Raw genomic sequence first — 21,544 nt, 5'->3', positions numbered from 1 at the left:
ACGTGCACCGCACCCTGATGAACGCCAAGATCCACCGCGCCACCGTGACGCAGGCCGACCTGCACTACGTGGGTTCGCTGACGATCGACGCGGACCTGATGGCCGCCGCGGACATCGTCGAGGGCGAACGCGTCCAGGTCGTCGACATCACCAACGGCGCCCGCCTGGAGACCTACGCCATCACCGGCGATCCGGGCACCGGCGTCATCGGTGTCAACGGTGCCGCCGCGCACCTCGTGCACCCCGGCGACCTGGTCATCATCATCACCTACGCCCAGGTCGACGAGGCCGAGCGCGCGCGGCACCGGCCGCGCGTGGTGCACGTGGACGCGGACAACCGCCAGGTCCACCTGGGACACGACCCGGCCGAGCCGGTGCCCGGCGCGGAGGCCCAGTTGTCCGGCCGAAGCTGACGTGCGTGGGCGTGGACACAGGACGGTTGCGGTGGTTGCTTTTGACAGGCTGCCCTAAATAAGGTGTGCCTATCCTAAAGCTCTGCGAGAGGTTCTCATGTCCGTGTTTCAAGGTGGGCCCGGGTTCGGCCGGCGTGGTTTCCTGATCGGGGCGGGTGGCCTCGCGGCGACCGCGGTCCTCACCGCGTGCGGCAGCAGTGACGACAAGGCCGCCCCGGCGGCCTCGGGCCCGTGGGAGTTCACCGACGACCGCGGCCAGAAGGCGTCTCGCGACCAGCGTCCGACCCGCGTCGTGGCCTACGCGAGCTCGGCCGCCGCGCTGTGGGACTACGGCGTCCACCCGCTCGGCGTGTTCGGCCCGCAGAAGACGGCCGACGGCGCCAAGGAGATCCAGGCCGGCAACATCGACCTGAACGCCGTCACGTCGATCGGCAACGCCTGGGACGACTTCAGCATGGAGAAGTTCGCGGCGCTCAAGCCGGACCTGGTCGTCACCGGCCTGACCGGCACCAAGCCGACCGACCTGTGGGTGCTGAAGGACGACCTCGGCCCGAAGGTGCAGGCGATCGCGCCGATCGTCGCGATCTCGGAGTACAAGGTCACGCTGCCCAAGGTGATCGAGCGCTTCGAGCAGCTCGCCGTCGCGCTGGGCGGTGACGCGAACTCCGCCGCGATCAAGAAGGGCAAGGACGACTTCCGGAAGGCGTCCGACGACCTGAAGGCGGCCATCAAGGCCAAGCCGGGCCTCAAGGTGCTCGTGGTGTCCAGCGACAAGGACAACCTCTACGTCTGCAAGCCGGAGTTCTTCGCGGACCTGGCCTACTACCGCGAGCTCGGCCTGGACATCGTCGACGGCGCCGGCTCCGACGACTACTTCGAGACGCTCAGCTGGGAGCAGGCCGGCAAGTACCCGGCCGACCTGATCCTGTCCGACAGCCGCACGTACGCGCTGTCGCGCGCGCAGCTGGCGGCGATCCCGACGTGGGCGCAGCTGCCCGCGGTGAAGGCGAACCAGCTCGCCGACTGGTCCACCGAACCCCGGTTCAACCCGGTCCTCGCCACCCCGGTCCTCCAGAAGCTGACCGAGGTCGTCAAGGGCGCCCGCACGGACATCACCGCCTGAGGAGGCCTGGCATGACCAACCCGTTCGAAGACCCGTCCGGTACGTACCTGGTGCTGGTGAACGCGGAGAACCAGCACAGCCTGTGGCCGGAGTTCGTGGAGGTCCCGGCCGGCTGGACGGTCGCCTTCGGCCCGTCCGGCCGCCAGGAGTGCCTGGACCACGTGGAAGCGAACTGGACGGACATGCGGCCCAGGTCCCTGGCTGACGCCATGGACAACTGACCCTTCTCCGAGAAAAGCGCCGGGAGCTCGTCCGCTCCCGGCGCTTTTCGTTCGTGTCGACCCCCCAATCACGAGTGATGCCCCTCCAATCACACGTGATGCCTCTTCAATCACGCGAGATGCCCCGCCGGACACGCGGGATCCGGTTGGCGTAAGCGAATCCCGTGTGCCCGAAGGGGCGACTCGCGTGATCAGAAGGTCGACACGCGTGATCGGCGGGACGACACGGGGTCAGGCGCGCTGGCCCGACCAGGCCGCCCAGAGCTTCGCGTACTGGCCGCCCGCCGCGACGAGGTCGTCGTGCGTGCCGGACTCGACCACGGCGCCCGCGTCCAGGACCACGATCCGGTCCGACGCCGCCGCCTGGGTCAGCCGGTGGGCCACCACCAGCGCCGTCCGTCCTTCGAGGGCGGCCGCGGCCGCCGACTCCAGGACCCGTGAACCGGCGCTGCCGGCCTCCGCCGTGGCCTCGTCGAGGATCGCGATCGGCGGGTCGGCCAGCACCAGCCGGACCAGGGCGAGCTGCTGCGCCTGGGTCACCGTCAGCTGGTGACCGCCTTCGCCGACCACCGTCGCCAGGCCGTCGGGCAGACTGTCCACCCAGGACAGTGCGCCCACCTTCGCCAGCGCCGCCCGCAGGTCCGCGTCGGACGCCGACGGGTGCGCGAGGCGGAGGTCTTCGGCCAGCGGTCCCGCGAAGACGTGGACCTCCTGGCTGATCAGCGCGACGGTCCGGCGCGTGGCTTCCGGGCCGAGCTCGTCCAGGGGAACCCCGCCGAGCGTCACCGAACCCGAGGACGGGCGGTGGATCCCGGCGATCAGCTTGGCCAGCGTCGTCTTCCCGGCCCCGCTCGCCCCGACCAGCGCCACCCGCTCGCCGGGCGCGACGCCGAGGTCGACGTCGCGCAGCACCGGGTGACCGTCCACATAGGAGAAACCGGTCGCCGCCGTCTTCACCGACGCGTCCACCGGCCGCGCCGGCTGCGAAGGCGACGCCTCGGCGGGCAGGTCGGCGACGCCGATCAGCCGCGCGAGGCCGGCCGCGGCCGCCTGCGCGTCGTCGACCAGGGCGAGCGCCGTCGTGATCGGGCCGAAGAGGCTGTGGAAGTACAGTGCCGCCGCCGTCGCGACGCCGACCGTCACCGCGTTCGCGCCGACCAGCAGGAACCCCACGGCCAGCACGGCGGACAGCCCGACGAACTCCGCCAGGTTGAGCCGCGCGTAGAACCGCGTCACCAGCCGGATCCCGCGCAGCGCCAGGTCGACGGCCGTGTCGGACCGCTGCCGCACCCGGTCCAGGTGCGTGTCCGCCAGCCGGAACGCGCGGACGGTCTTCGCGCCGCCGATGGTGTCCAGCAGCTGCTGCTGTTGCGCGCCGACGGCCTCGCGCTGGCTCGCGTACAGCGGCTTCGCGCGCGGCACGTACCAGCGCACCGTCCACAGCTGGATCGGCACGGCGACCAGCGCGGCCAGCAGGAACCGCCAGTCCAGCACGGCCAGCGCGCCCAGCGTCAGGACGACCGTCAGCACCGAGCGGCCCAGCTCGGGCAGCGCCTGCCGGACGCCTTCCGCGACGACCGAGACGTCGTTCGTCACGCGCGTGGTCAGGTCGCCGGACCCGGCGCGCTCGAGCTGGTCGAGCGGCAACCCGAGCGCGCGCTCGACGAAGCGTTCGCGCAGCTCGGCCAGGATCGTCTCGCCCAGCCGCGCCACCAGCGACACGCCGACCGCGGTCGCGATGGCCTGCCCGATGGCGACGCCGACCAGCTCGACGACCGGCGTGACCAGGTCGGCCGCCGGCCGCCGCGTCGCGACGAGGTCGACGACCCGGCCGAGCAGGGGCGCGGTGAGCAGCCCGATCGCGGTGGCCGCGACCAGCATCGTGAACGCGGCGGCGGCGCGGCCCTTCGACCGGCCGACGAGCTCGCCGACGACGGCGCGGATCCGCCGGCCGTCGGCCACGGGGAGGAGTTCACGGGTCATGACAGCACCGCCGCCCGGTAGTCGGCGCGACCGGCCAGCTCGGCGTGGCTGCCAACGCCGGCGATCCGCCCGCCGTCCAAGATGACGACGCGGTCGGTCGCGGCGAGCAGCGCCGGGCTGGTGGTCACGAGGATGGTCGTGCGGCCGCGCCGCAGCTCGGCCAGGCCCGCGGCGATGCGGGCCTCGGTGACGGTGTCGACGGCGGTCGTCGGGTCGTGCAGGACGAGCACCGGCGCGTCGACGGCGAGGGCGCGGGCGAGCGCGACCCGCTGACGCTGGCCGCCCGACAGCGACCGCCCGCGTTCGGTGACTTCGGTCGCGACGCCGTCGGGCAGCGCGCCGGCCACCTCGTCGACGGCGGCCGCGGTGAGCGCTTCTTCGCTGAGCGGACCGGTTTCGAAGTTCTCGGCGACGGTCCCGGCGAACAGGTCCGCGTCGTGCGCGGCGACCAGCACCACCTCGCGGACCCGGCTCGGGTCCACAGTGGACAGGTCGACCGCGTCGACCGACACCGAGCCGGTCGCGGGGTCGGCCGCGCGGCCGAGGCAGTCCAGGAGGTCGGTCGCGGCGGCCGGGTCGGTGGCGACGACGCCGAGGAGCTCACCCGGGCGGGCTTCGAAGTCGACGTCGCGCAGCGCACCCCGGCCGAGCGCGGAAAGCCGCACGTGCCCGGCGGCCGGCGAGGGCAGCGTGGCGTCACCGGTGCCGACGGCGGGCGGTGCGTTCAGCACGTCGGCGATGCGCGCGGCCGACGCGCGGCCCTGCGCGAGCTCGCCGTTGACCCACGAGAAGATCGAGAACGGCGTGATCAGGTACTGCGCCAGGCCGACCGCGGCGACGAGGTCGCCGACGCTGATGTCGCCCGCCGCCGCGAGGTTTCCGCCGACGAGCGCGACGACGGCGATGAAGATGCCGGTCAGTGCGAGCAGTGCGCCGTTGTGCCAGGCCTGGGCGCGTGCGGCGCGCAGGGTGGCGTGCAGCGAATCCTGGCTGGTGCGGCGGTAGCGGTCGACGGCGGCGCGTTCGGCCCCGACGCCCTTGAGCACGCGCAGGCCCGCGACGAGGTCGGTGGCGATGCCTGAGGCGAAGGCGGAGCGCTCCTGCTCGGCCTCGCTGCGGCGCTCTAGGGGCTTGCCGATCAGGTGCGCCAGGTACAGCATCGGCGGCGTGCCGAGCAGCACCAGCAGGCCGAGCGGGACGCTCATGGTGAGCAGCACGATCGCGCTGACGAGGAGCCCGGCCAGGCCGGCGACGCCGAAGGGCAGGACGCCGTTGAGCTGGCCGACCCGCTTCGCGTCCGACGTCCCGATGCTGACGAGCTCGCCCGCGAGGTTGCCGGCCTCGGCGCCGCCGCCGGGGTGCAGCACTCGGCGTCCGACGTCGAGGCGCAGGTCGTGGGCGGCGCGTTCGGCGGCGCGCTCGCCGAACCGGGCACCGAGGCGGTAGCTGGTGGACAGCGCGGCGAACAGCACGCCCAGCACCGCCAGCCAGAAGAGCAGCGTGCCCACCGAGCCGCCCGCGACGGCCTGGTCGATCACCACGCCGATCACCACCGGCACCAGCGCTTCGCCGCCCTGGTGGCCCGCCGTCAGCAGCGCCGCGAGGGTCACCGATCGTCGTTGCCCGGTGATCGAACGGCGGAGGACTTCCCGTCCGGTCGTGCTCACCCGCGCCTCCCTGTCCTGGTTGTGGGATAGGTAAGGCTAGTCTAAGTAAACAAGTTACGGGAACACGGTCGGCTTCGTCTCATTTCCCTCGGTCGCCGGTTCCCCGAAGCGGGCCAGCGCGAGCGCGGCGGCCACGGCGAGGACGAACCCGGCGAGCGCGACGACGGCGAACCCGGGCCGGGTGCGGTCGCCGAGGACGAAGACGCCGACCAGCGACGGGAAGATCGTCTCGCCGAGCACCATCATCGCGGTGCTCGTCGTGACGCTCCCGCGTTGCAACGCCGTCGCGTAGAACAGCATCGCCATCCCGCCCGCGACGGCCACGGTGTAGGTGGCCGGGTCGGTGAGCAGGTCCAGCGGGGCGAGGCTGGGGATGATCCGCCCGGAGATGGCGACGACCCCGAAGCTGAGCCCGGCGACGAGCCCGAGCGCGGGTGTCCTGATGTGCCGGCTCGCCTTCCCGGCGGCGATCCCGGCGGCCGCCAGCACGACGACGGCCCCGATCAGCCCGAGCCGGAAGCCGAGCCCGACCGGGTCGGAGCCCTCGCTCTCGGCGGCCGCGCCGAGCAGCCCGAGCCCGGCGCACACGACGGCGACGGCCGCCCATTCCCGTTTGCCGAGGCGGATCCCGAGGAACCGCGCGGCGACGGCGGTCACGGCGAGGCTCGCGGCGAGCGCGGCCTGCACGACGAACAGCGGCAGGACGTGCAGGGCGGCGATCTGCGCGACGAAGCCGAGGACGTCCAGCACCAGGCCCAGCACGAACTTCCACTGGCCGAGGACGCGCACGAGCAGCTTCGGATCGACCCCGGCCGCACCGGAGTCTTCGGTCGCCCGCGCGGCGACCGACTGCATGACCGAGGCCACGCCGTACGCGATTGCGGCGCCGAGGGCGCAGAGGAGTCCCCACCACATGCCGATCACTCTATTTTGTCGGACCGGTGCGGTACGTTCCGGTCATGTCGAACACGAGTTCGAAGACGCATCGGTCCTGGCCGGCCCCACTGGCCGGCGACGAGCTGCGCCTCCAGCTGGACTTCCTGCAGTTCCTCCGCGCGACGGCGGTGAACAAGCTGGCGGGGTTGCCGGCGGACTTGGCGGCGGCCACCCCGTTCTCGACATCGCCGCGGTTGAGCGCGCTGGGGGTGGTGAAGCATCTGACGGCGGTGGAGCGCTGGTGGTTGTCGATCGAGGCGGGGGGAGCGGACCTGCCGTCGCTGTGGGCGGGGTCCCCGGACCCGAGCTGGGACGTGGGTCCGGACGACACCCCGGCTTCGGTGGTGGCGGCGTACAAGGCCGAGTGGGCACGGTCGGAGAAGTCGTTGCGCCGGCTGGGCCCGGACGACCGGACCCGGCGACGGTCGGAGTTCACGGTCCGGTGGGTGGTGGGGCATGTCGTACAGGAGACGGCCCGGCACGTGGGGCACCTGGATCTGCTGCGGGAGCTGGCCGACGGGGAGGTGGGCGAGTGATGGAGGGGTGAGGTGCTGGCTGGGCGAAGGGGGTGCGTTCGGCTGATGGGTGCTGGCTGCAGCTGGCGGCTTGCGGTCGGCCTGTGCTGGGGGTGGTTGGTTGCAGTGGCCGGCGGCCGGCTGTGACTTGCCCGCTGAGCGATTCCGCTCGCGGTGGACCTGAGTCGGGTGCCGGGTGATGGCAGCTGGCGGAGCGGGCTTGCGGCGCCGGCGGCTAGCAGCTGGCTTGTGCCTGTGCGCTGGCGGCCGCGGCTTGCCAGCGGGGCCGATTCCGCCGCGGTCGGGCTGAGTCGGGTGCTCGACGCTTGTCGGTGGCGGCGGCCGGCGGCTTTCGGCCGGCCTGTGCCCGGGGCGGTTAGCGGCCGTGGCTCGCGGCCGGCTGCGGCTTGCTCCACGACCGGTCCCTGCGGCCGCCCGTGGGCGAAATCCGCGTGACACGGCCCGATAGCCTGGGTTCGTGGCCGTCGTTGCGGAGTACCGCCGATTTACCGGCCCCCTGGCCCTTTGCGGGTGCCAGCGGGGTTCCGGTGCCATGTCCGCGGTCGGCGCTGTCTGAGCGTTGCCCGCGCGGTTCGGTCTGCACCACTACAGCCGAGCCATGACCAAGCCGCAACGAACCTCGCCTGGTGTCCGGGCCAGGGGGAGCCGTCACCCCTCACCCCGTTCACCACAGGAAGGTCCCGTCATGCCCGAAACACTCACCCCCACCCAGCTCACCCGCGACCTCGCCATCCGCGATCTCACCGATCCCGCGGCCGGCCCGCACGCCCTCCAGCTCGTCGTCGAGCAAGCCGTCGCCGCCGCCAAGGGGCCGCGGACCGAAGTGCGGTGGTGGCCGGGCGATCGCATCGTCACCGTCGCCGACAACTACGACAACCTCGGCTACGACCCCGCCGACGTCACCCGCGACGCGCGCTACACCCGCTACGTCGACGCCGGTCACGTGCTGCGCAGCCATTCCAGCGCCCTCGTCCCCGCCGCCCTGCGGGCGCTCAAGGCCTGCCCCGCCGATGACGTCCTGCTCGTCTGCCCGGGCATCGTCTACCGGCGGGACAGCATCGACCGGCTGCACACCGGCACTCCGCACCAGCTCGACCTCTGGCGGATCACGCGCACGAACAAGCCGGACCTCGAGCGGCTGGTGGAAGGACTCGCCACCGCGCTCCTGCCGGGACGCCGGTGGCGGCTCGAACCCCGCCGTCATCCGTACACAGTGGACGGTGCCCAGCTCGACGTCCGCCACCACGGCGAGTGGGTCGAGATCGCCGAATGCGGCCTCGCCCACCCCGACGTCCTCGCGAGGGCCGGCCTCGAAGAGAGCTGGTCCGGGCTCGCCCTCGGCATGGGCCTCGACCGGATGCTGATGCTGCTCAAGGACATCCCGGACATCCGCCTCCTGCGGTCGCCGCACCCGGCCGTCGCCGCGCAGCTCGGCGACCTCGAGCCGTACCGTCCGGTCTCGACCCTCCCGCCGGTGCGCCGCGACCTCTCCATCGCGGTGGCGCACGACGACCGCGCCGAGGACCTCGGCGACCGCGTCCGCACTGCCCTCGGTGACGACGCCGACGTCGTCGAGTCGGTCGAAATACTCCAGGAGACGCCGTGTGCGGACCTGCCGCCCCAGGCGCTTGCCCGGCTCGGTACCACCGCGGACCAGAAGAACCTCCTGGTCCGGCTGGTGCTGCGGCCGCTGGACACGACCCTGTCGGACCGCGAGGCGAACGTCCTGCGCGACCGCGCGTACGCCGCCTTGCACCAGGGGTCAGGTTCGCAGCCCGCGGAGTGCGAGCGCGGCGAAGCGTCGTGACGCGAGGACACGCGCCTCCGGTGACGCCGCCTGGATGCCGCCGTTGGCCATGAGGATGAGGACGAGGTCGTCGAGGACGACGTCGGGGCGCACGTGGCCGGCCTCCTGCGCGCGGCGGATCAGTTCGGCGATCGACCGGAGCGCCCGCTGACGCTCCGCGGCGAAGTCGATCGCGTGCGGGAACGCCGACACGAAGGCCGCGGTGAAGCCGCGGTCGCGGGCGTGCAGCTCGCAGAGCCGCTCGACCATCCGGGCGAAGCCGCGCCCCGGGTCGGGATCGGCCAGCCCCTCGTCGACGAGGGCGTAGCACGCCCGCATCTGGTCCGTGAACGCCGCGGTGACCAGCAGTTCCTTGGTCGGGAACCGCCGGTACAGGGTGGCCGGCCCGACGCCGGCGCGCCGGGCGATCTCGCGCATCGGCACGTCCAGGCCGTCGGCGGCGAACACCGCGCGGGCCGCGTCGAGGATGCGCTCGCGGTTGTCGCGGGCGTCGGAGCGCAGCAGGTGAGGCAAGTGATCGGCCACGCTCTCACTTTAGCCAACCGGACGCCGGCGTCCACTACCGTCGGACGCATGAAAGCAGTTGCGGTGCAAGCGTTCGGCGGTCCCGAGGGGCTGGCGGTCATCGACCTCCCGGTGCCGGAACCGGCCGGAGGACAGGTGCTCGTCGCCACCGAGGCGATCGGCGTGGGTGGCGTCGACGCCGTGATCCGCAGCGGCGCCCTCGCCGCGTACGGGTTCCGGGACGGGCACGTCCTCGGCGGCGAGATCGCGGGCACGGTGACCGCGACCGGGCCGGGCGTCGACCCTAACTGGCTCGGGCAGCGGGTGTGGGCCTTCACCGGCGTGGGCGGGGGCTACGCCGAGCAGGCGGTCGCCCCGGCCGAGACGCTCGTCCCGCTCCCGGCGGCGACGTCCGCCGTGGACGCGGTGACGCTCGGCAGCTCCGGCGCCGTGGCCCACTTCGGCCTCCGCCACGCCCACTTCGCCCCGGGCGAGTCGGTGCTGGTCCGCGGGGCGGCGGGCGGCATCGGGATCATGGCGGTCCAGCTCGCGGCCCGGTCCGGGGCGGGCGCGATCGCCGTCACGACGTCGTCGCCCGAGCGCGCCGACCGCCTGCGCGAGCTCGGCGCGACCCGCGTGCTGGACCGCGCCGGCGAGGGGACGGCGGACACCTACGACGTCATCCTCGACGTCGTCGCGGGCCCGGGCCTGCCATCGTTCTTCGCGAAGCTGAGCCCGAACGGCCGCCTGGTGGCGGTCGGCGCGGTCGCCGGCGACCCACCGGCCGACTTCGGCAAGCACCTGTTCGCGTCGTTCCAGCAGTCGTGGTCGTTCGCGACGTTCAGCGCGAACACCGTGCCCCAAGCCGACCGGCGCGCGGTCACCGCGCCCCTGTTCGCCGCGGCGAACAGGGGCGAGCTGACCTCGGTGGTGCACGAGGTGCTGCCGCTGGAGGAAGCGGTGGTGGCGCACCGGAAGATGCAGGCCGGCGAGGTGTTCGGGAGGATCGTGCTGACCCCGTCGAAAAGCTGACCCGTAGGGTGTGGCCATGGCAGATCGGCTCTACTTCCGGCAGCTGCTCGCCGGGCGGGACTTCGCCGTCGGCGATCCCGTCGCGACGCAGATGGTGAACTTCGCCTACCTCATCGGCGACCGGGAAACCCGGGATGCCGTGGTCGTCGACCCGGCCTATGCCGTGCAGGACCTGCTCGACGTCCTCGAGGCCGATGGCATGCGGCTCACCGGTGTGCTCGCCACGCACCACCACCCCGACCACGTCGGGGGCGCGATGATGGGCTTCGAGCTGCCCGGGATCGCCGAGCTGCTCGCGATCAAGCCCGTGCCGATCCACGTCAACGGCGCCGAAAGCGAGTGGGTCCGGCGCGTCACCGGGGTCTCGGACACCGATCTGCGCGCGCACGACCACGACGACGTCCTCGAGGTCGGGGCGATCCCGGTGCGGATGCTGCACACCCCCGGTCACACGCCCGGCAGCCAGTGCTTCCTCGTCGAGGACAAGCTCGTCTCCGGCGACACGCTCTTCCTGGAAGGCTGCGGCCGCACCGACTTCCCCGGCGGCGACGCCGAGGAGATCTACCGCAGCCTGCAGGCCCTCGCCGGCCTCGACGGCGACCCCGTCGTCTACCCCGGGCACCAGTACTCGGCCGAACCGTCGGCCGCGCTGTCCGACGTCAAACGCACCAACTTCGTCTACCGGCCGCGGTCGCTGGACGAATGGAAGGTCATGTTCGGCGGCTGAGCAAGCGCGTCCACGGGGTGAAACCCCGCGATTTCACGGACTGGGCACCGATTGACTTTGCCGGCCCGGGGCCCGAATGTCGGGATCACGCAAGCCCGAACATCCCCGTCCCCGGGAGAAATCCGTGTCGATTTCCACCACGGGCGTGCTTCCGCGCGCCCGGAAACGCGCCGAAGGTGCGCCGCGCCGCACGCTGCGCCGGCCCGACCTGCGGCGCTGGATCAGCCCGGTGGTGCTCGTCGCCGCCTGGCAGCTCGCCAGCGGCACCGGAGTGCTGCCGTCCGACAAGCTCAGTTCACCGTGGACGGTCGTGCGGGCCGGCGTCGAAGTCGCACGCAGCGGCGAGCTCGGTGAGGCGTTCGCGGTGTCGCTCGGGCGAGTCGGCGCCGGGTTCGCGATCGGCGCCGTGGTCGGGGTGGTGCTGGGCATCGTGGCCGGGCTGTCGCGCTGGGGCGAGGTGCTGGTCGACCCGCCGGTGCAGATGCTGCGGACGCTGCCGTTCCTCGGCCTGATCCCGCTGTTCATCCTGTGGTTCGGCATCGGCGAGGAAACGAAGATCGTGCTGGTCGCCCTCGGGGTGGCCTTCCCGCTCTACCTGAACGTCCACTCGGGAATCCGCGGTGCCGACCCGAACCTCGTCGAGGCGTCCCGGGCGCTCGGGTTCAGCCGGGCGGAACGGCTCTGGCACGTGGTGATCCCCGGTGCGTTGCCGCAGGCGCTCGTCGGGCTGCGGCAGTCGCTCGGCATCGCCTGGCTGGCGCTGATCGTCGGCGAGACGGTCAACGCCGACGCCGGGGTCGGCTACCTCATCAACAACGCCCGCGAGTTCCTGCGCACCGACGTCGTGGTCGTCGGGCTCGTCCTGTACGCCCTGCTCGGCCTGGTCACCGACGCGCTGGTCCGGCTGCTCGAACGGAGGGTGCTGCGGTGGCGAACCCGGTAGCCGAGGTCCGGAACCTCACGAAGAAGTTCGGCGACCGGACCATCCTCAGCGGACTGGACCTGACGGTCGACCGCGGTGAGTTCGTCGCGCTGCTGGGCCGCAGCGGCTCCGGCAAGTCGACGCTCCTGCGGGTGCTGGCCGGGCTCGACGACGACGTGGACGGTAAAGCGGAGGTCACCGGCACCGTCTCGGTCGCCTTCCAGCAGCCGCGGCTGCTGCCGTGGCGGAAGGTCTGGCGCAACGTCGTCCTCGGCCTGCGCCAGGACGGCGTCTCGAAGGCCCGCAACCGCGCGCTGGCGGAGAAAGCGCTCGCCGAGGTCCACCTGACCGACCACGCCGACGACTGGCCGCTCACCCTCTCCGGCGGTGAGGCGCAACGCGTGTCGCTCGCCCGCGCGTTGGTGCGGGAACCCGACTTGCTCCTGCTCGACGAGCCGTTCGGCGCCCTCGACGCGCTCACGCGGATCGCGATGCACGGGCTCGTCCAGGACCTCTGGCGGCGCCACCAGCCGGGCGTGCTGCTGGTGACCCACGACGTCGACGAGGCGCTGCGGCTCGCCGGGCGGGTCCTGGTGCTCGACGGCGGCCGGATCGTGGCCGAGCACCGGCCGCGCGAAGCCGACCACGACGACCTCCGCCGGCGCGTGCTGGCGGACCTGGGGGTGACCGAAGATGCGGTGGCGTAACGGAATCGCGCTCGTGGCGGCGGCCATCGTGCTGGCCGGGTGCGGCTCGGCGGCGAGCTCCGGCTCGGGACCGGCTGCCGTTCCGGGTCCGGTGAGTGCGGCCGACCTGGCGAAGGTGACGCTGAAGGTCGGCGACCAGAAGGGCGGCGTGAAGTCGCTGCTCACCGCGGCGGGCCAGCTCGACGGCACGCCGTACAAGATCGAATGGTCCACCTTCACCTCCGGACCGCCGCTGCTCGAAGCGGCCTCGGCGGGCGCGATCGACATCGGCCGCGTCGGCAACACGCCGCCGATCTTCGCGGCCGCGGCGAAGGCCAAGATCGCGGTCGTCAGCGTCGCGCGCAGCAACGTCGAGCGGGAGACCATCCTGGTCCCGCCCGATTCACCGCTGACGGACGTCGCCTCGCTGAAGGGCAAGACGGTCGGGGTCGCGAAGGGCAGTTCCGCGCACGGCCAGCTGCTGAACACGCTGCACAAGAACGGACTGTCCACCAAGGACATCAAGGTGAGCTTCCTGCAGCCGGCCGAGGCCTACGCGGCGTTCACCCAGCACACGATCGACGCGTGGGCGATCTGGGACCCCTACACCGCGCAGGCCCAGATCGAGGCCAAGGCCCGGGTGCTGGCGGACGGGCGCGGCGCGTCCAACGGGCTGGCTTTCGAGACCGCGAGCACCGCGGCGCTGGCCGATCCCGGCCGGAACTCGGCGATCCGCGACTTCGTGATCCGGGTGGTCAAGGCCCAGAAGTGGGCCGACACGCACCGGCCGGAATGGGCGGCGGCCTGGGCCAAGGAGACCGGGCTGAAGCTCGAAGTGGCCCAGAAGGCCGTCGACGCGGGCCGAGACCAGCCGATCCCGCTGGACGACGCCGTGGTGGCGTCCGAACAGCAGCTCGCGGACGCCTTCACCGACGAGAAGACTCTGCCGGGCAAGGTGGACTTCGCCGCGTTCGCCGACCGGCGGTTCGCCTCCGACCTGGATCAGGCGAGGAGCAACGGATGAGCATCAGGCTGCACTGGTTCCTGCCCACCAGCGGCGACGGCCGCACGATCGTGGAACGCTTCCACGCCAACCGGTCCGCGGGCCCGTCGGCCCATCGCGAACCCGACCTGGACTACCTGGCCCAGGTCGCCCGCGCCGCCGAGCGGCAGGGCTTCGAAGGCGTCCTGACCCCGACCGGCACGTGGTGCGAGGACGCGTGGCTGACCACGGCCGCGCTGATCCGCGAGACGACCCGGCTGAAGTTCCTGGTCGCGTTCCGGCCCGGCGTCATCTCCCCGACGCTCGCCGCGCAGATGGCCGGCACCTTCCAGCGGCTCTCGGCGGGCCGCGTGCTGCTCAACATCGTCACCGGCGGCGACGCGGTCGAGCAGCGGCGCTTCGGCGACTGGCACGACCACGACGCCCGGTACGCGCGCACCGACGAGTTCCTCACCATCGTCCGCGGCGTCTGGTCCGGGCAGCCGTTCACCTTCGAGGGCGAGCACCTGCGCGTCGAAGGCGCGACGACGCTGGCCGCGCCGGACCCGGTGCCGCCGATCTACTTCGGCGGGTCGTCACCGGCCGCGCTCCCGGTCGCGGCCCGGCACGCCGACGTCTACCTCACCTGGGGCGAGCCGCCCGCGCAGGTGGCGGAGAAGATCGGCAAGGTCCGCGAGCTGGCCGGCGACCGTCCGATCCGGTTCGGCGTCCGGTTGCACACGATCTCGCGGGACACGCCGGCCGAAGCGTGGGCGGAGGCGCAGAAGCTCCTGGACGCGCTGAGCCCCGAGCAGGTCGCGAAGGCGCAGGCGCAGCTCGCGGCGAGCGAGTCGATCGGGCAGCAGCGGATGGTCGCGCTGCACGGCGGCCGGACCGACGGCGGCGTGCGCGGGCTGGAGATCCACCCGAACCTCTGGGCCGGCGTCGGCCTGGTCCGCGGCGGCGCGGGCACCGCGCTGGTCGGCAGCCACAGCGAGGTCGCGGACCTGATCGAGGAGTACCACAGCGTCGGCGTGAGCGAGTTCGTGCTGTCGGGCTACCCGCACCTCGAAGAGGCGTACTGGTTCGGCGACGGCGTCCGGCCCGAGCTGGCCCGGCGCGGGCTGATCAAGGAGTCCTAGCCCCAGCGCGTCGAGGCGTAGACGACGATGTTGTCGCGGTAGGACCGTTTCGCCGCGTCGAAGCTGCCGCCACAGGTGATGAGCCGCAGCGCGCTGCCCGGCGCCGGCCCGTACACCGCGTCGGTCGGGAAGGCGTTCTTCGGGTAGCGCTGGACGGTGTCCACGACGAACCGGAGCTCCTGGCCGTCGGAACGCGTGACGAACACCGGGTCGCCGTCGCGCAGGTCGCGCAGCCGGAAGAACGGCGCCGGCCCGGACCGGGAGTCGACGTGGGCGGCGATCACCGCCGGCCCGGGGTCTCCCGGCACCGGACCGGCGGCGTACCAGCCGACGTCTTCGAAGCGCGCGGGTGCCTCGAGTTCATGGTCGGCGCCCAGCCCGAGCGGGACGAGCGCGGGCGCGTCGACGCCGATGGCGGGGATCCGCAGGCGGACCGGGCGGACGTCGGCCGCCCGGGGCAGGGGCTGCGGCCCGCCGGTCGGCGCCGGTGCCGTCGTCGGGGAGACCGGCGACGGAGGCGGGGCCGCGGCCGGGGCCGCCGAGCAGCCCGCGGCCAGCAGCACCGCGACGAGCAGCGCGCCGAGGTCAGCGCGCACGGACCAACCGGCGCCCGGCCACGAACGCGGCCAGCAGCCCGGCCGCCGCGAACACCGGCCAGAGCGGCAGACCGGACGACGGCGCCGTGCCGCCACCACCGGTCTCGACGCCGAGCCTCGGCGGTTCGGGCAGCGACGCGCCGTCGGAGATCGGGTTCGCCTTGAGCGCCCCGGCGTTCTCGGTGACCAGCAGCGTCGTCGACGTCCCGGCCTTGACGTCGACGTTGGCGGTCGACTGCACGGTGCCGCCGGTGAGCTGCAGCGGCCAGCGCCCTTCCGGAACGTCCACATAGGACGACGTCTGGCCGTAGGCCGCGTCCTTGGCGATCGACAGGCCCGTCGGGCCCGCGACGCTGACCGGCGTGATCGCCGCCGCCCCTTCGACCACCCGGACCCGGCCCTTGCCGGCGGCGGGCGCGCTGAGGTCGTCGGTGACCAGGTCGCCCTTGAGCGTGCCGTCCGGGCCGTTCGCGAACACCAGCAGCGAGTAGGCGCTGCGCTCGGCGACCTCGATGGTCGCCGACAGCGCGGGCGGGGTGCTGGACGCGGCGTCGGCGGGCCGCATCGACAGCGTGTACTTGCCGGGGTCGAGCGACGAATAGGGCGTGACCGCGCCGTAGCCCGCCTTGCGGATGACGACCTTCTCGGCCTGGCCGAACGGCGCGAAGTAGATGTCCACCGGCGGCACCTTGGGGGACAGGTGGCCGACCCGGATCCAGCCGACGCCCGGGCCGGGGGCGGTCGCCGCCTCGGCCGTCACCGGCGTCAGCGCGACGAGCAGGAACGCCGCGGCGGCCAGCCCGCCGGGTCTGAGCAGGAGCTTGGGGAGGGTGCGCATCGGAAGGCCTTTCGCCGGTCAGGGGGAGGAGAACGGGACGAGCAGTCCCGGGGGCGCGAACAGCGGATAGGTGACGAGCACGCCACCGCCGGTCCGGGCGACCGACGAGGGGCGGAACAGGTCGCGCTGGCCGGTGTAGAACGCGGCCGCGCCGTCTTCGCCACCGGTCAGCAGGACGCGGCGGCGTGGTTGCCCGGCGGGGTCTTCGCCGGGGACCTCGGGGAACGCCGCGACCCGGACCGGCTGCAGGGCCGCGAGCGCGGCGATCGTCGCGATCAGCCGAGGGTCGACATGGCCCGCGCGGAGCTCGGCGGCGGCGTCGGGGGCGAACGCGATGCGGGCCGACGCCTGGAGGGCCTCGCCGGCGTGGGCGCGCGCCGACGACTCCGACGACGCGGCGGGGTCGGCCGGCGGCAGGCCGAGGCGCGAGACGGTGACCTTGACCGCGGGGTCGGTCCCGAACACGGCGGTCGCGCCGGAGTTGTCGAAAGCGGCGTCGAGGGCCGGGTAGTGCCGGCGGAGATCCGTCGCGTCGTCCGCGAAGACCGCCCACTCGGCGGGCGGGCACGTGGCGACGCACGCGGCGGGCGCGACGAGCATGCCGGTCGGCCAGCCTGCCTTGGCCAGCTCGGCCCAGGCGGCGTCGTCGACGAGCACGCGAGAGCCGGAAGCGTTGACCCGCAACCACTCCTGCGCGTCGGCCATCGGGCCGCCCCGGTCGGTCGTCGGCCGCAGCGCCGGGTAGCCGTACACCCAGCCGGCGGCGACGATGGCGACGAGGACGACCGCGGCGAGTGCGACGCCGGTCCCGCGCCGCCTGCCGTCTGCCGACCGGTGCGCGGCCGCGCGCTGCCGGGTCACGGCCTGCACGACCCCGGCCAGCAGCAGCGGCGTCACCGGCAGCAGCAGGGCGAGCACGGCGGTGTGCGGCACACCCGGGACGGCCAAGGTGGCGGCGAGCAGCAGGCCGGACACCGCGAACGGCCGCAGGGACGTCACGGCGAGCGCGGCTACCAGCGCGAAGGTCGACAGCACCGCCCACGCCGGGTCGAGCGCGACCCAGTCGGCGACCGACGGGCGGCCCGCGGCCGCGAGGTGCGGCCGGAGGATCCCCGCCGCCGGGCCGAACGCGATGCCGAGCCCGAGGTTGAGCAGCACCGCCACCAGCGCGGCCCGCACGGGCGCGCGGCGCACCAGCAGCCAGCCGGCCGCGGGCAGGAAGACCAGCGCGAGCGGCGAAGTGAGCACCGCCGCCAGCAGGCACACCGCGGCCAGGACGTCGTGCCGGATCCGGGCGTCGGGCCGGGTGACCAGCACCAGCGCGCCCAGCGCCCACACGGCCGCCAGGTGCTCGACGACGACCAGCCGCTGCAGGCCGAGCGCCAGCGGGGACGCGGCGAGCAGCAGCACCGCGGCCGCCGACGCCCACCGCGTCAGGCCGAGCCGGCGCGCCAGCACCCACAGCAGCACGGCCCCGATGACCGCGGCGACGAGCATCGTCTCGCGGACCGCCGCCAGCGCCGTGGCCGAGCGGCCGAACGCGTCCGAAACCATCGTGTAGGCCGAGAGCTGCCACCAGCCGAACGGGCTGACGCCGGCGCCGCCCGCGTCGGTGAACGGCGTGAAGTGGCCGAGCGCGTAGGCGTGGGCGACGTTCGCGGCTTCGGCGGGCAGGGCCGGGCTCGGCGCGGCGAGGTAGAGCACCCGCAGGCCGCCGGCGAGGGCCAGCAGCGCGAGCACGATGTCGAGCGACAGCAGCCGGTGACCGGCCGCCGGCTCGGAAAGGGTCGCGGGGGAGCGGCCCGAGAACGTCGTCCCCCAGCTGTGCTGGGCCATTCGACGGATCGTAGCCGCTTCCGATCACCCGTCCAGCTCGGGACGGTTACGTCAGCCGGACGGCCTAGAGATCGCGAAAGCGTTGTCCCGCAAGATTATTTCCGACTGTCCCGAGTGGATCCGGAGAGTGTGCGGGTCAACGCGAGTGCGACCGTGCGGACGGCGGGCGCGACCCGTTCGGTCCGCATCCGGTTGGCCCAGCCGGAGATCGAGACCGCCGCCACCGCGACGCCGCGGGCGTCGAGCAGCGGGCTGGCCGCGCACACGACGCCGACGCCGGATTCCTCGCGCTCCAGCGCGATCCCGTCCTCCCGGACCCGGGTGAGCTGGCGGCGCAGCAGACCCGGCGCGGTGATCGTCTTCGGGCTCATCCTGGGTAATCCGGCGTCGATGACCTGGTTAACCACGGATTCCGGAGAAAAAGCGAGGATCGCCTTCCCGACTCCGGTGGCGTGCGCGGGGAACCGGCCGCCGATGCGCGACGGCAGCGTCGGCGCGTCCGGGCCGCGCAGCACGTCGAGGTAGACGACTTCGGTGCCTTCGAGGATGGCGAGGTGGACGGTGTTGCGCGTCGCTTCGCGGAGGTCGGCGAGGTACGGGCGGGCCGCTTCGACCAGCCCACGGCGGGGCGAGGCGAGTTGGCCGATTTCGAACAGCCGCAGCCCGAGCCGCACCGCACCCCCCTCACGGGTGAGCAGGCCGGTGTCGGCGAGATGACCCACCAGCCGGTGGACGGTCGTCTTCGCCAGCCCGGTCCGGCGGGCCAGTTCGGAGACGCCGAGGGTCTCGTCACCCGGCCGGAAGGCTTCCAGGAGCGCGGCGAGCCGGGCCGCGACGAGACCGTCGCCGCTCGTGCCGTCGTTCCGCCCAGCGGTACGCATGGGTTGAGTGTGCCCGATCTTCCCCGCCAGTGTCACGAGCACTGTCACGAGGTCGGAGGTGAGGTCAGTGGTGGTCGGCGCCGAGCACGAGCCGCACGCAGTGGGCGACGAGCCGGTCGCGCGAGACCTTCAGCGAGCCGTCGAGGTAGGCGATGAAGACGTTGCTCAGCGCGCCCACCAGACCGATGGCGACCATCTGGCGCTCGGTCTCGTCCCCGTGGGACAGCTGCTCGCCGACGAGCGCGGCGAACACCGGCAGCAGGTGCAGGCCCCGGCGGGTCAACGCGGGGTCGGTCAGCGGCGCGAGCAGCAGGACCCGGCCCTGGCGCGGGTCGTCGACGATCAGCTCGACGAACGCACGCACGGCGTGCTCGGCCCGCAGTGCCGGGGTCGGCGCGTCGCGGACCGCGTCGACCAGCGCCTGCCGGGCCTGCTCACCGACGTGCTCGTAGACCGCCGCGACGAGCTCCTCGCGGTCGGCGAAGCTCTCGTAGAAGTACCGCTCGGTGAGCTTCGCGTGCCGGCAGACCGCGCGCACGCTCGTCCCGGCCGAGCCCTCGGTGCCGAGCAGCTCGAGGCCCGCGGACACGAGCTGCTCGCGCCGCAGCGCCTTCCGGTCGTCCAGGGTCGTGCCCGCCCACGTGCGGCCCGGCATGGTCACTCCTCGGTTGACTACGTGTGTTGTCAGATCCTAGCCTGACAACACACGTAGTCAGTTCGACTCGACGAGGAGTGCCGATGGACGCCCCCGAACCGCTGGGCCCGGGCTCGTTGACGTGGAAGTACTTCGGGGACTGGCGTGGCCTGCTCATCGCGCTGTGGGCCGGCTCGATGCAGAACATGCACCCGGGCCTCGGCGCCGGCGTCGAGCAGCACTCGCGGTTCTTCGAGGAGCGCTGGCAGCGGCTGTTCCGCTCGCTCTACCCGATCGGCGGCGTGGTCTACGACGGCCCGCGCGCCCACGCGACGGCCCTCGAAGTGCGCGGCTACCACGACCGCATCAAGGGCGTCGACGCCCGGGGACGCCGGTACCACGCGCTCGACCCGGACACCTACTACTGGGCGCACTCGACGTTCTTCGTCAGCACGATCCTCATCGCCGACCACTTCATGGGCGGCATCGGCGAAGCGGAGAAGCGGCGGCTGTTCGACGAGCACGTCACGTGGTGGCGGATGTACGCCATGACGATGCGGCCGGTGCCGGCGAGCTGGGAAGACTTCCAACGGTACTGGAAGCGCATGTGCGCCGAGGTCCTGGAGGACAACAAGGCGACCCGCGACGTCCTGGACCTGCGCGGGATCTCGAAGCCGCCGTTCCTGCCGTGGCTGCCGGACCCGCTGTGGCGGCCGGTGAGCGCGCTGATCGCGCGCACCTTCCGCTGGCTGACGACCGGCCTCTACGACCCCGAGATCCGCGACCTGCTGGGCTTGCGCTGGTCCGATCGCGACGCGCGCCGGCACCGCCGGGTCGGGAAGCTGATCAACGCCGTCTTCAAGCTCGTCCCGCACGACCGCCGCTACCACCCCCGGGCCCGCGCCGGCTGGCGTCGCGTGCGCGGCGAGGTGGCTCCCGGGGCCGCGTTGGTCGAGACTCCACGGAGGAACCTGCCGCCGCTGTCGGAGCGGGGCAAGCCCGAGCACTACGCGCCGAACGTCTAGGAGGCATTCGTGAAGCTGGGATTCCACGTCGGGTACTGGGGCAGCGGCCCGACGCCGGGCGCACTGGAAGCGGTGCTCAAGGCCGAGGAGCTCGGCTTCGACTCGGTGTGGACGGCGGAGGCGTACGGCTCGGACGCGTTCACTCCGCTGGCCTGGTACGGCGCCTCGACCAGCCGGATCCGCCTGGGCACGAACATCGTGCAGATGGCCGCGCGCACCCCGACCGCGACGGCGATGAGCGCGATGACCCTCGACCACCTCTCCGGCGGCCGGATGGTGCTCGGGCTCGGCGCGTCCGGGCCGCAGGTCGTCGAGGGCTGGTACGGCCAGCCGTACCCGAAGCCGCTCGCCCGGACCCGGGAGTACGTCGACATCGTCCGGCAGGTGATCGCCCGCGAGGCCCCGGTGACCCTGGACGGCCAGCACTTCCAGCTGCCGCTCAAGGGCGGCACCGGGCTCGGCAAGGCGCTCAAGCCGACGGTCCACCCGCTGCGCAAGGAGATCCCGATCCACCTGGCCGCGGAGGGCCCCAAGAATGTCGCCCTTTCCGCCGAGATCGGCGACGGCTGGCTGCCGCTGTTCTTCTCGCCCAAGAGCAACGCCTTCTACAAGGCGGCGCTGGAGGAGGGCTTCGCCCGCGAAGGTGCCCGGCACACGCTGGAGACGTTCGAGGTGCCGTGCTCGATCCCGGTGATCGTGCACGACGACGTCGAGGAGGCGGCTTCGTGGATCAAGCCGTCGCTGGCGCTGTACATCGGCGGGATGGGCGCGAAGAGCGTGAACTTCCACCACGACGTCTTCGCCCGGCTGGGCTACGAGGACGTGGCCGACAAGGTGCAGGAGCTGTACCTGGCGGGCCGCAAGGACGAAGCGACCGCCGCGATCCCGACGTCGCTCGTGGAGGACACGTCGCTGATCGGGCCGGCGGCGAAGATCCGTGACGAACTGCAGGCCTGGGAGGAGACGGTGGTGACCCAGCTGCTGCTCCGCGGGGACGCGGCGACGCTGACGAAGATCGCCGAAGCCCTCGGCTGACCGGCGAATCGACGGCGC

At 73.0% G+C, this 21,544-nt stretch carries 22 protein-coding genes; 13 read left to right on the top strand and 9 right to left on the bottom strand.

Going from position 1 to position 21,544, the window contains the following annotated elements; translation table 11 throughout:
• The first annotated feature begins 2 nt into the window (after nt 1-2).
• The 3 genes from panD to ACZ7OU_RS33255 all read left to right on the top strand — a co-directional run bounded on the left by panD (nt 3) and on the right by ACZ7OU_RS33255 (nt 1,757).
• On the top strand, nt 3-413 hold the full coding sequence (gene panD / locus ACZ7OU_RS33265) for an aspartate 1-decarboxylase (RefSeq protein ID WP_470258254.1): 411 nt from the start codon (nt 3-5) through the stop codon (nt 411-413).
• A 97-nt stretch (nt 414-510) separates the two neighbouring features.
• Nucleotides 511-1,536 (top strand): ABC transporter substrate-binding protein, encoded by a 1,026-nt coding sequence (locus ACZ7OU_RS33260; RefSeq protein WP_470244396.1) that lies wholly within the window; start codon nt 511-513, stop codon nt 1,534-1,536.
• Between the two features lie 11 nt (nt 1,537-1,547).
• Nucleotides 1,548-1,757: an MbtH family protein gene (locus tag ACZ7OU_RS33255; RefSeq protein WP_470258253.1), complete on the top strand. Its 210-nt coding sequence runs from the start codon at nt 1,548-1,550 to the stop codon at nt 1,755-1,757.
• Nucleotides 1,758-1,988: 231 nt separating this feature from the next.
• On the opposite strand, the gene ACZ7OU_RS33250 is transcribed toward ACZ7OU_RS33255, so the two are convergent.
• From ACZ7OU_RS33250 to ACZ7OU_RS33240, 3 genes are read right to left on the bottom strand one after another with little or no spacing between them, the layout of a single operon-like run.
• Nucleotides 1,989-3,740, bottom strand: coding sequence for an ABC transporter ATP-binding protein (locus tag ACZ7OU_RS33250; protein WP_470258252.1), 1,752 nt, complete (start codon nt 3,738-3,740; stop codon nt 1,989-1,991).
• Nucleotides 3,737-5,407: an ABC transporter ATP-binding protein gene (locus ACZ7OU_RS33245; protein WP_470258251.1), complete on the bottom strand. Its 1,671-nt coding sequence runs from the start codon at nt 5,405-5,407 to the stop codon at nt 3,737-3,739. Before ACZ7OU_RS33245 ends, ACZ7OU_RS33250 begins: the two co-directional genes overlap by 4 nt.
• Nucleotides 5,408-5,461: 54 nt before the next feature.
• Nucleotides 5,462-6,322, bottom strand: a complete 861-nt coding sequence (locus ACZ7OU_RS33240; RefSeq protein ID WP_470258250.1) for a DMT family protein — start codon at nt 6,320-6,322, stop codon at nt 5,462-5,464.
• 44 nt (nt 6,323-6,366) lie between these two features.
• Here ACZ7OU_RS33240 and ACZ7OU_RS33235 point away from each other — a divergent pair, with 44 nt between their 5' ends.
• Entirely contained in the window at nt 6,367-6,879 is a 513-nt protein-coding gene (locus tag ACZ7OU_RS33235) for a DinB family protein (RefSeq protein ID WP_470244391.1), read from the top strand.
• Nucleotides 6,880-7,564: 685 nt separating this feature from the next.
• The gene (srmL, locus tag ACZ7OU_RS33230) at nt 7,565-8,686 is read left to right on the top strand and encodes a PheS-related mystery ligase SrmL (RefSeq protein ID WP_470258249.1); all 1,122 of its coding nucleotides are present in this window, start codon (nt 7,565-7,567) and stop codon (nt 8,684-8,686) included.
• Here srmL and ACZ7OU_RS33225 read toward each other — a convergent pair.
• The gene (locus tag ACZ7OU_RS33225; protein ID WP_470258248.1) at nt 8,642-9,211 is read right to left on the bottom strand and encodes a TetR/AcrR family transcriptional regulator; all 570 of its coding nucleotides are present in this window, start codon (nt 9,209-9,211) and stop codon (nt 8,642-8,644) included. The genes srmL and ACZ7OU_RS33225 overlap by 45 nt on opposite strands.
• A gap of 48 nt (nt 9,212-9,259) precedes the next feature.
• Between ACZ7OU_RS33225 and ACZ7OU_RS33220 the strand changes: the two genes are divergently transcribed.
• The 6 genes from ACZ7OU_RS33220 (at nt 9,260) to ACZ7OU_RS33195 (ending at nt 14,681) form a co-directional block, all read left to right on the top strand.
• Nucleotides 9,260-10,222, top strand: coding sequence for a zinc-dependent alcohol dehydrogenase family protein (locus tag ACZ7OU_RS33220; protein WP_470258247.1), 963 nt, complete (start codon nt 9,260-9,262; stop codon nt 10,220-10,222).
• 16 nt (nt 10,223-10,238) lie between these two features.
• Nucleotides 10,239-10,949: an MBL fold metallo-hydrolase gene (locus ACZ7OU_RS33215; RefSeq protein ID WP_470258246.1), complete on the top strand. Its 711-nt coding sequence runs from the start codon at nt 10,239-10,241 to the stop codon at nt 10,947-10,949.
• 124 nt (nt 10,950-11,073) lie between these two features.
• The gene (locus ACZ7OU_RS33210) at nt 11,074-11,892 is read left to right on the top strand and encodes an ABC transporter permease (RefSeq protein WP_470258245.1); all 819 of its coding nucleotides are present in this window, start codon (nt 11,074-11,076) and stop codon (nt 11,890-11,892) included.
• Nucleotides 11,877-12,578, top strand: coding sequence for an ABC transporter ATP-binding protein (locus tag ACZ7OU_RS33205; RefSeq protein WP_470258244.1), 702 nt, complete (start codon nt 11,877-11,879; stop codon nt 12,576-12,578). Before ACZ7OU_RS33210 ends, ACZ7OU_RS33205 begins: the two co-directional genes overlap by 16 nt.
• A complete protein-coding gene (locus tag ACZ7OU_RS33200; RefSeq protein WP_470258243.1) occupies nt 12,565-13,581 on the top strand; it encodes an ABC transporter substrate-binding protein in 1,017 nt (338 codons plus the stop codon). The genes ACZ7OU_RS33205 and ACZ7OU_RS33200 overlap by 14 nt, the downstream gene beginning before the upstream one ends.
• Nucleotides 13,578-14,681, top strand: coding sequence for an LLM class flavin-dependent oxidoreductase (locus ACZ7OU_RS33195; protein WP_470258242.1), 1,104 nt, complete (start codon nt 13,578-13,580; stop codon nt 14,679-14,681). The genes ACZ7OU_RS33200 and ACZ7OU_RS33195 overlap by 4 nt, the downstream gene beginning before the upstream one ends.
• On the opposite strand, the gene ACZ7OU_RS33190 is transcribed toward ACZ7OU_RS33195, so the two are convergent.
• From ACZ7OU_RS33190 to ACZ7OU_RS33170, 5 genes are all read right to left on the bottom strand, one after another.
• Entirely contained in the window at nt 14,678-15,277 is a 600-nt protein-coding gene (locus tag ACZ7OU_RS33190) for a class F sortase (protein WP_470258241.1), read from the bottom strand. The two genes, ACZ7OU_RS33195 and ACZ7OU_RS33190, sit on opposite strands and share 4 nt — an antisense overlap.
• Entirely contained in the window at nt 15,267-16,115 is an 849-nt protein-coding gene (locus tag ACZ7OU_RS33185; protein WP_470258240.1) for a DUF4397 domain-containing protein, read from the bottom strand. The genes ACZ7OU_RS33190 and ACZ7OU_RS33185 overlap by 11 nt, the downstream gene beginning before the upstream one ends.
• Before the next feature lie 18 nt (nt 16,116-16,133).
• A complete protein-coding gene (locus tag ACZ7OU_RS33180; protein ID WP_470258239.1) occupies nt 16,134-17,951 on the bottom strand; it encodes a glycosyl transferase in 1,818 nt (605 codons plus the stop codon).
• A 95-nt stretch (nt 17,952-18,046) separates the two neighbouring features.
• On the bottom strand, nt 18,047-18,832 hold the full coding sequence (locus ACZ7OU_RS33175; RefSeq protein WP_470258238.1) for an IclR family transcriptional regulator: 786 nt from the start codon (nt 18,830-18,832) through the stop codon (nt 18,047-18,049).
• Between the two features lie 64 nt (nt 18,833-18,896).
• A complete protein-coding gene (locus ACZ7OU_RS33170) occupies nt 18,897-19,487 on the bottom strand; it encodes a TetR/AcrR family transcriptional regulator (protein WP_470258237.1) in 591 nt (196 codons plus the stop codon).
• An 83-nt stretch (nt 19,488-19,570) separates the two neighbouring features.
• Here ACZ7OU_RS33170 and ACZ7OU_RS33165 point away from each other — a divergent pair, with 83 nt between their 5' ends.
• Nucleotides 19,571-20,491 carry an oxygenase MpaB family protein gene (locus ACZ7OU_RS33165; protein WP_470258236.1) on the top strand — a complete coding sequence of 307 codons (921 nt, stop codon included), beginning with the start codon at nt 19,571-19,573 and terminating at the stop codon, nt 20,489-20,491.
• A 9-nt stretch (nt 20,492-20,500) separates the two neighbouring features.
• Complete coding sequence (locus tag ACZ7OU_RS33160) at nt 20,501-21,526, top strand: LLM class F420-dependent oxidoreductase (RefSeq protein ID WP_470244376.1); 1,026 nt, start codon at nt 20,501-20,503, stop codon at nt 21,524-21,526.
• Nucleotides 21,527-21,544 lie beyond the last annotated feature (18 nt).

Source organism: Amycolatopsis sp. NPDC114505, from assembly GCF_055633615.1.
This window is presented reverse-complemented; position numbering and strand designations above follow the sequence as displayed.

What these genes read in the sequence shown, in the direction of transcription:
- ACZ7OU_RS33175 (WP_470258238.1), bottom strand. Translation starts at nt 18,832, where the DNA reads ATGCGTACCGCTGGGCGGAACGACGGCACGAGCGGCGACGGTCTCGTC.
- ACZ7OU_RS33200 (WP_470258243.1), top strand. Translation starts at nt 12,565, where the DNA reads ATGCGGTGGCGTAACGGAATCGCGCTCGTGGCGGCGGCCATCGTGCTG.
- ACZ7OU_RS33180 (WP_470258239.1), bottom strand. Translation starts at nt 17,951, where the DNA reads ATGGCCCAGCACAGCTGGGGGACGACGTTCTCGGGCCGCTCCCCCGCG.
- ACZ7OU_RS33250 (WP_470258252.1), bottom strand. Translation starts at nt 3,740, where the DNA reads ATGACCCGTGAACTCCTCCCCGTGGCCGACGGCCGGCGGATCCGCGCC.
- ACZ7OU_RS33220 (WP_470258247.1), top strand. Translation starts at nt 9,260, where the DNA reads ATGAAAGCAGTTGCGGTGCAAGCGTTCGGCGGTCCCGAGGGGCTGGCG.
- ACZ7OU_RS33195 (WP_470258242.1), top strand. Translation starts at nt 13,578, where the DNA reads ATGAGCATCAGGCTGCACTGGTTCCTGCCCACCAGCGGCGACGGCCGC.
- ACZ7OU_RS33240 (WP_470258250.1), bottom strand. Translation starts at nt 6,322, where the DNA reads ATGTGGTGGGGACTCCTCTGCGCCCTCGGCGCCGCAATCGCGTACGGC.
- ACZ7OU_RS33260 (WP_470244396.1), top strand. Translation starts at nt 511, where the DNA reads ATGTCCGTGTTTCAAGGTGGGCCCGGGTTCGGCCGGCGTGGTTTCCTG.
- ACZ7OU_RS33235 (WP_470244391.1), top strand. Translation starts at nt 6,367, where the DNA reads ATGTCGAACACGAGTTCGAAGACGCATCGGTCCTGGCCGGCCCCACTG.
- ACZ7OU_RS33215 (WP_470258246.1), top strand. Translation starts at nt 10,239, where the DNA reads ATGGCAGATCGGCTCTACTTCCGGCAGCTGCTCGCCGGGCGGGACTTC.
- srmL (WP_470258249.1), top strand. Translation starts at nt 7,565, where the DNA reads ATGCCCGAAACACTCACCCCCACCCAGCTCACCCGCGACCTCGCCATC.
- ACZ7OU_RS33165 (WP_470258236.1), top strand. Translation starts at nt 19,571, where the DNA reads ATGGACGCCCCCGAACCGCTGGGCCCGGGCTCGTTGACGTGGAAGTAC.
- ACZ7OU_RS33255 (WP_470258253.1), top strand. Translation starts at nt 1,548, where the DNA reads ATGACCAACCCGTTCGAAGACCCGTCCGGTACGTACCTGGTGCTGGTG.
- ACZ7OU_RS33185 (WP_470258240.1), bottom strand. Translation starts at nt 16,115, where the DNA reads ATGCGCACCCTCCCCAAGCTCCTGCTCAGACCCGGCGGGCTGGCCGCC.
- ACZ7OU_RS33170 (WP_470258237.1), bottom strand. Translation starts at nt 19,487, where the DNA reads ATGCCGGGCCGCACGTGGGCGGGCACGACCCTGGACGACCGGAAGGCG.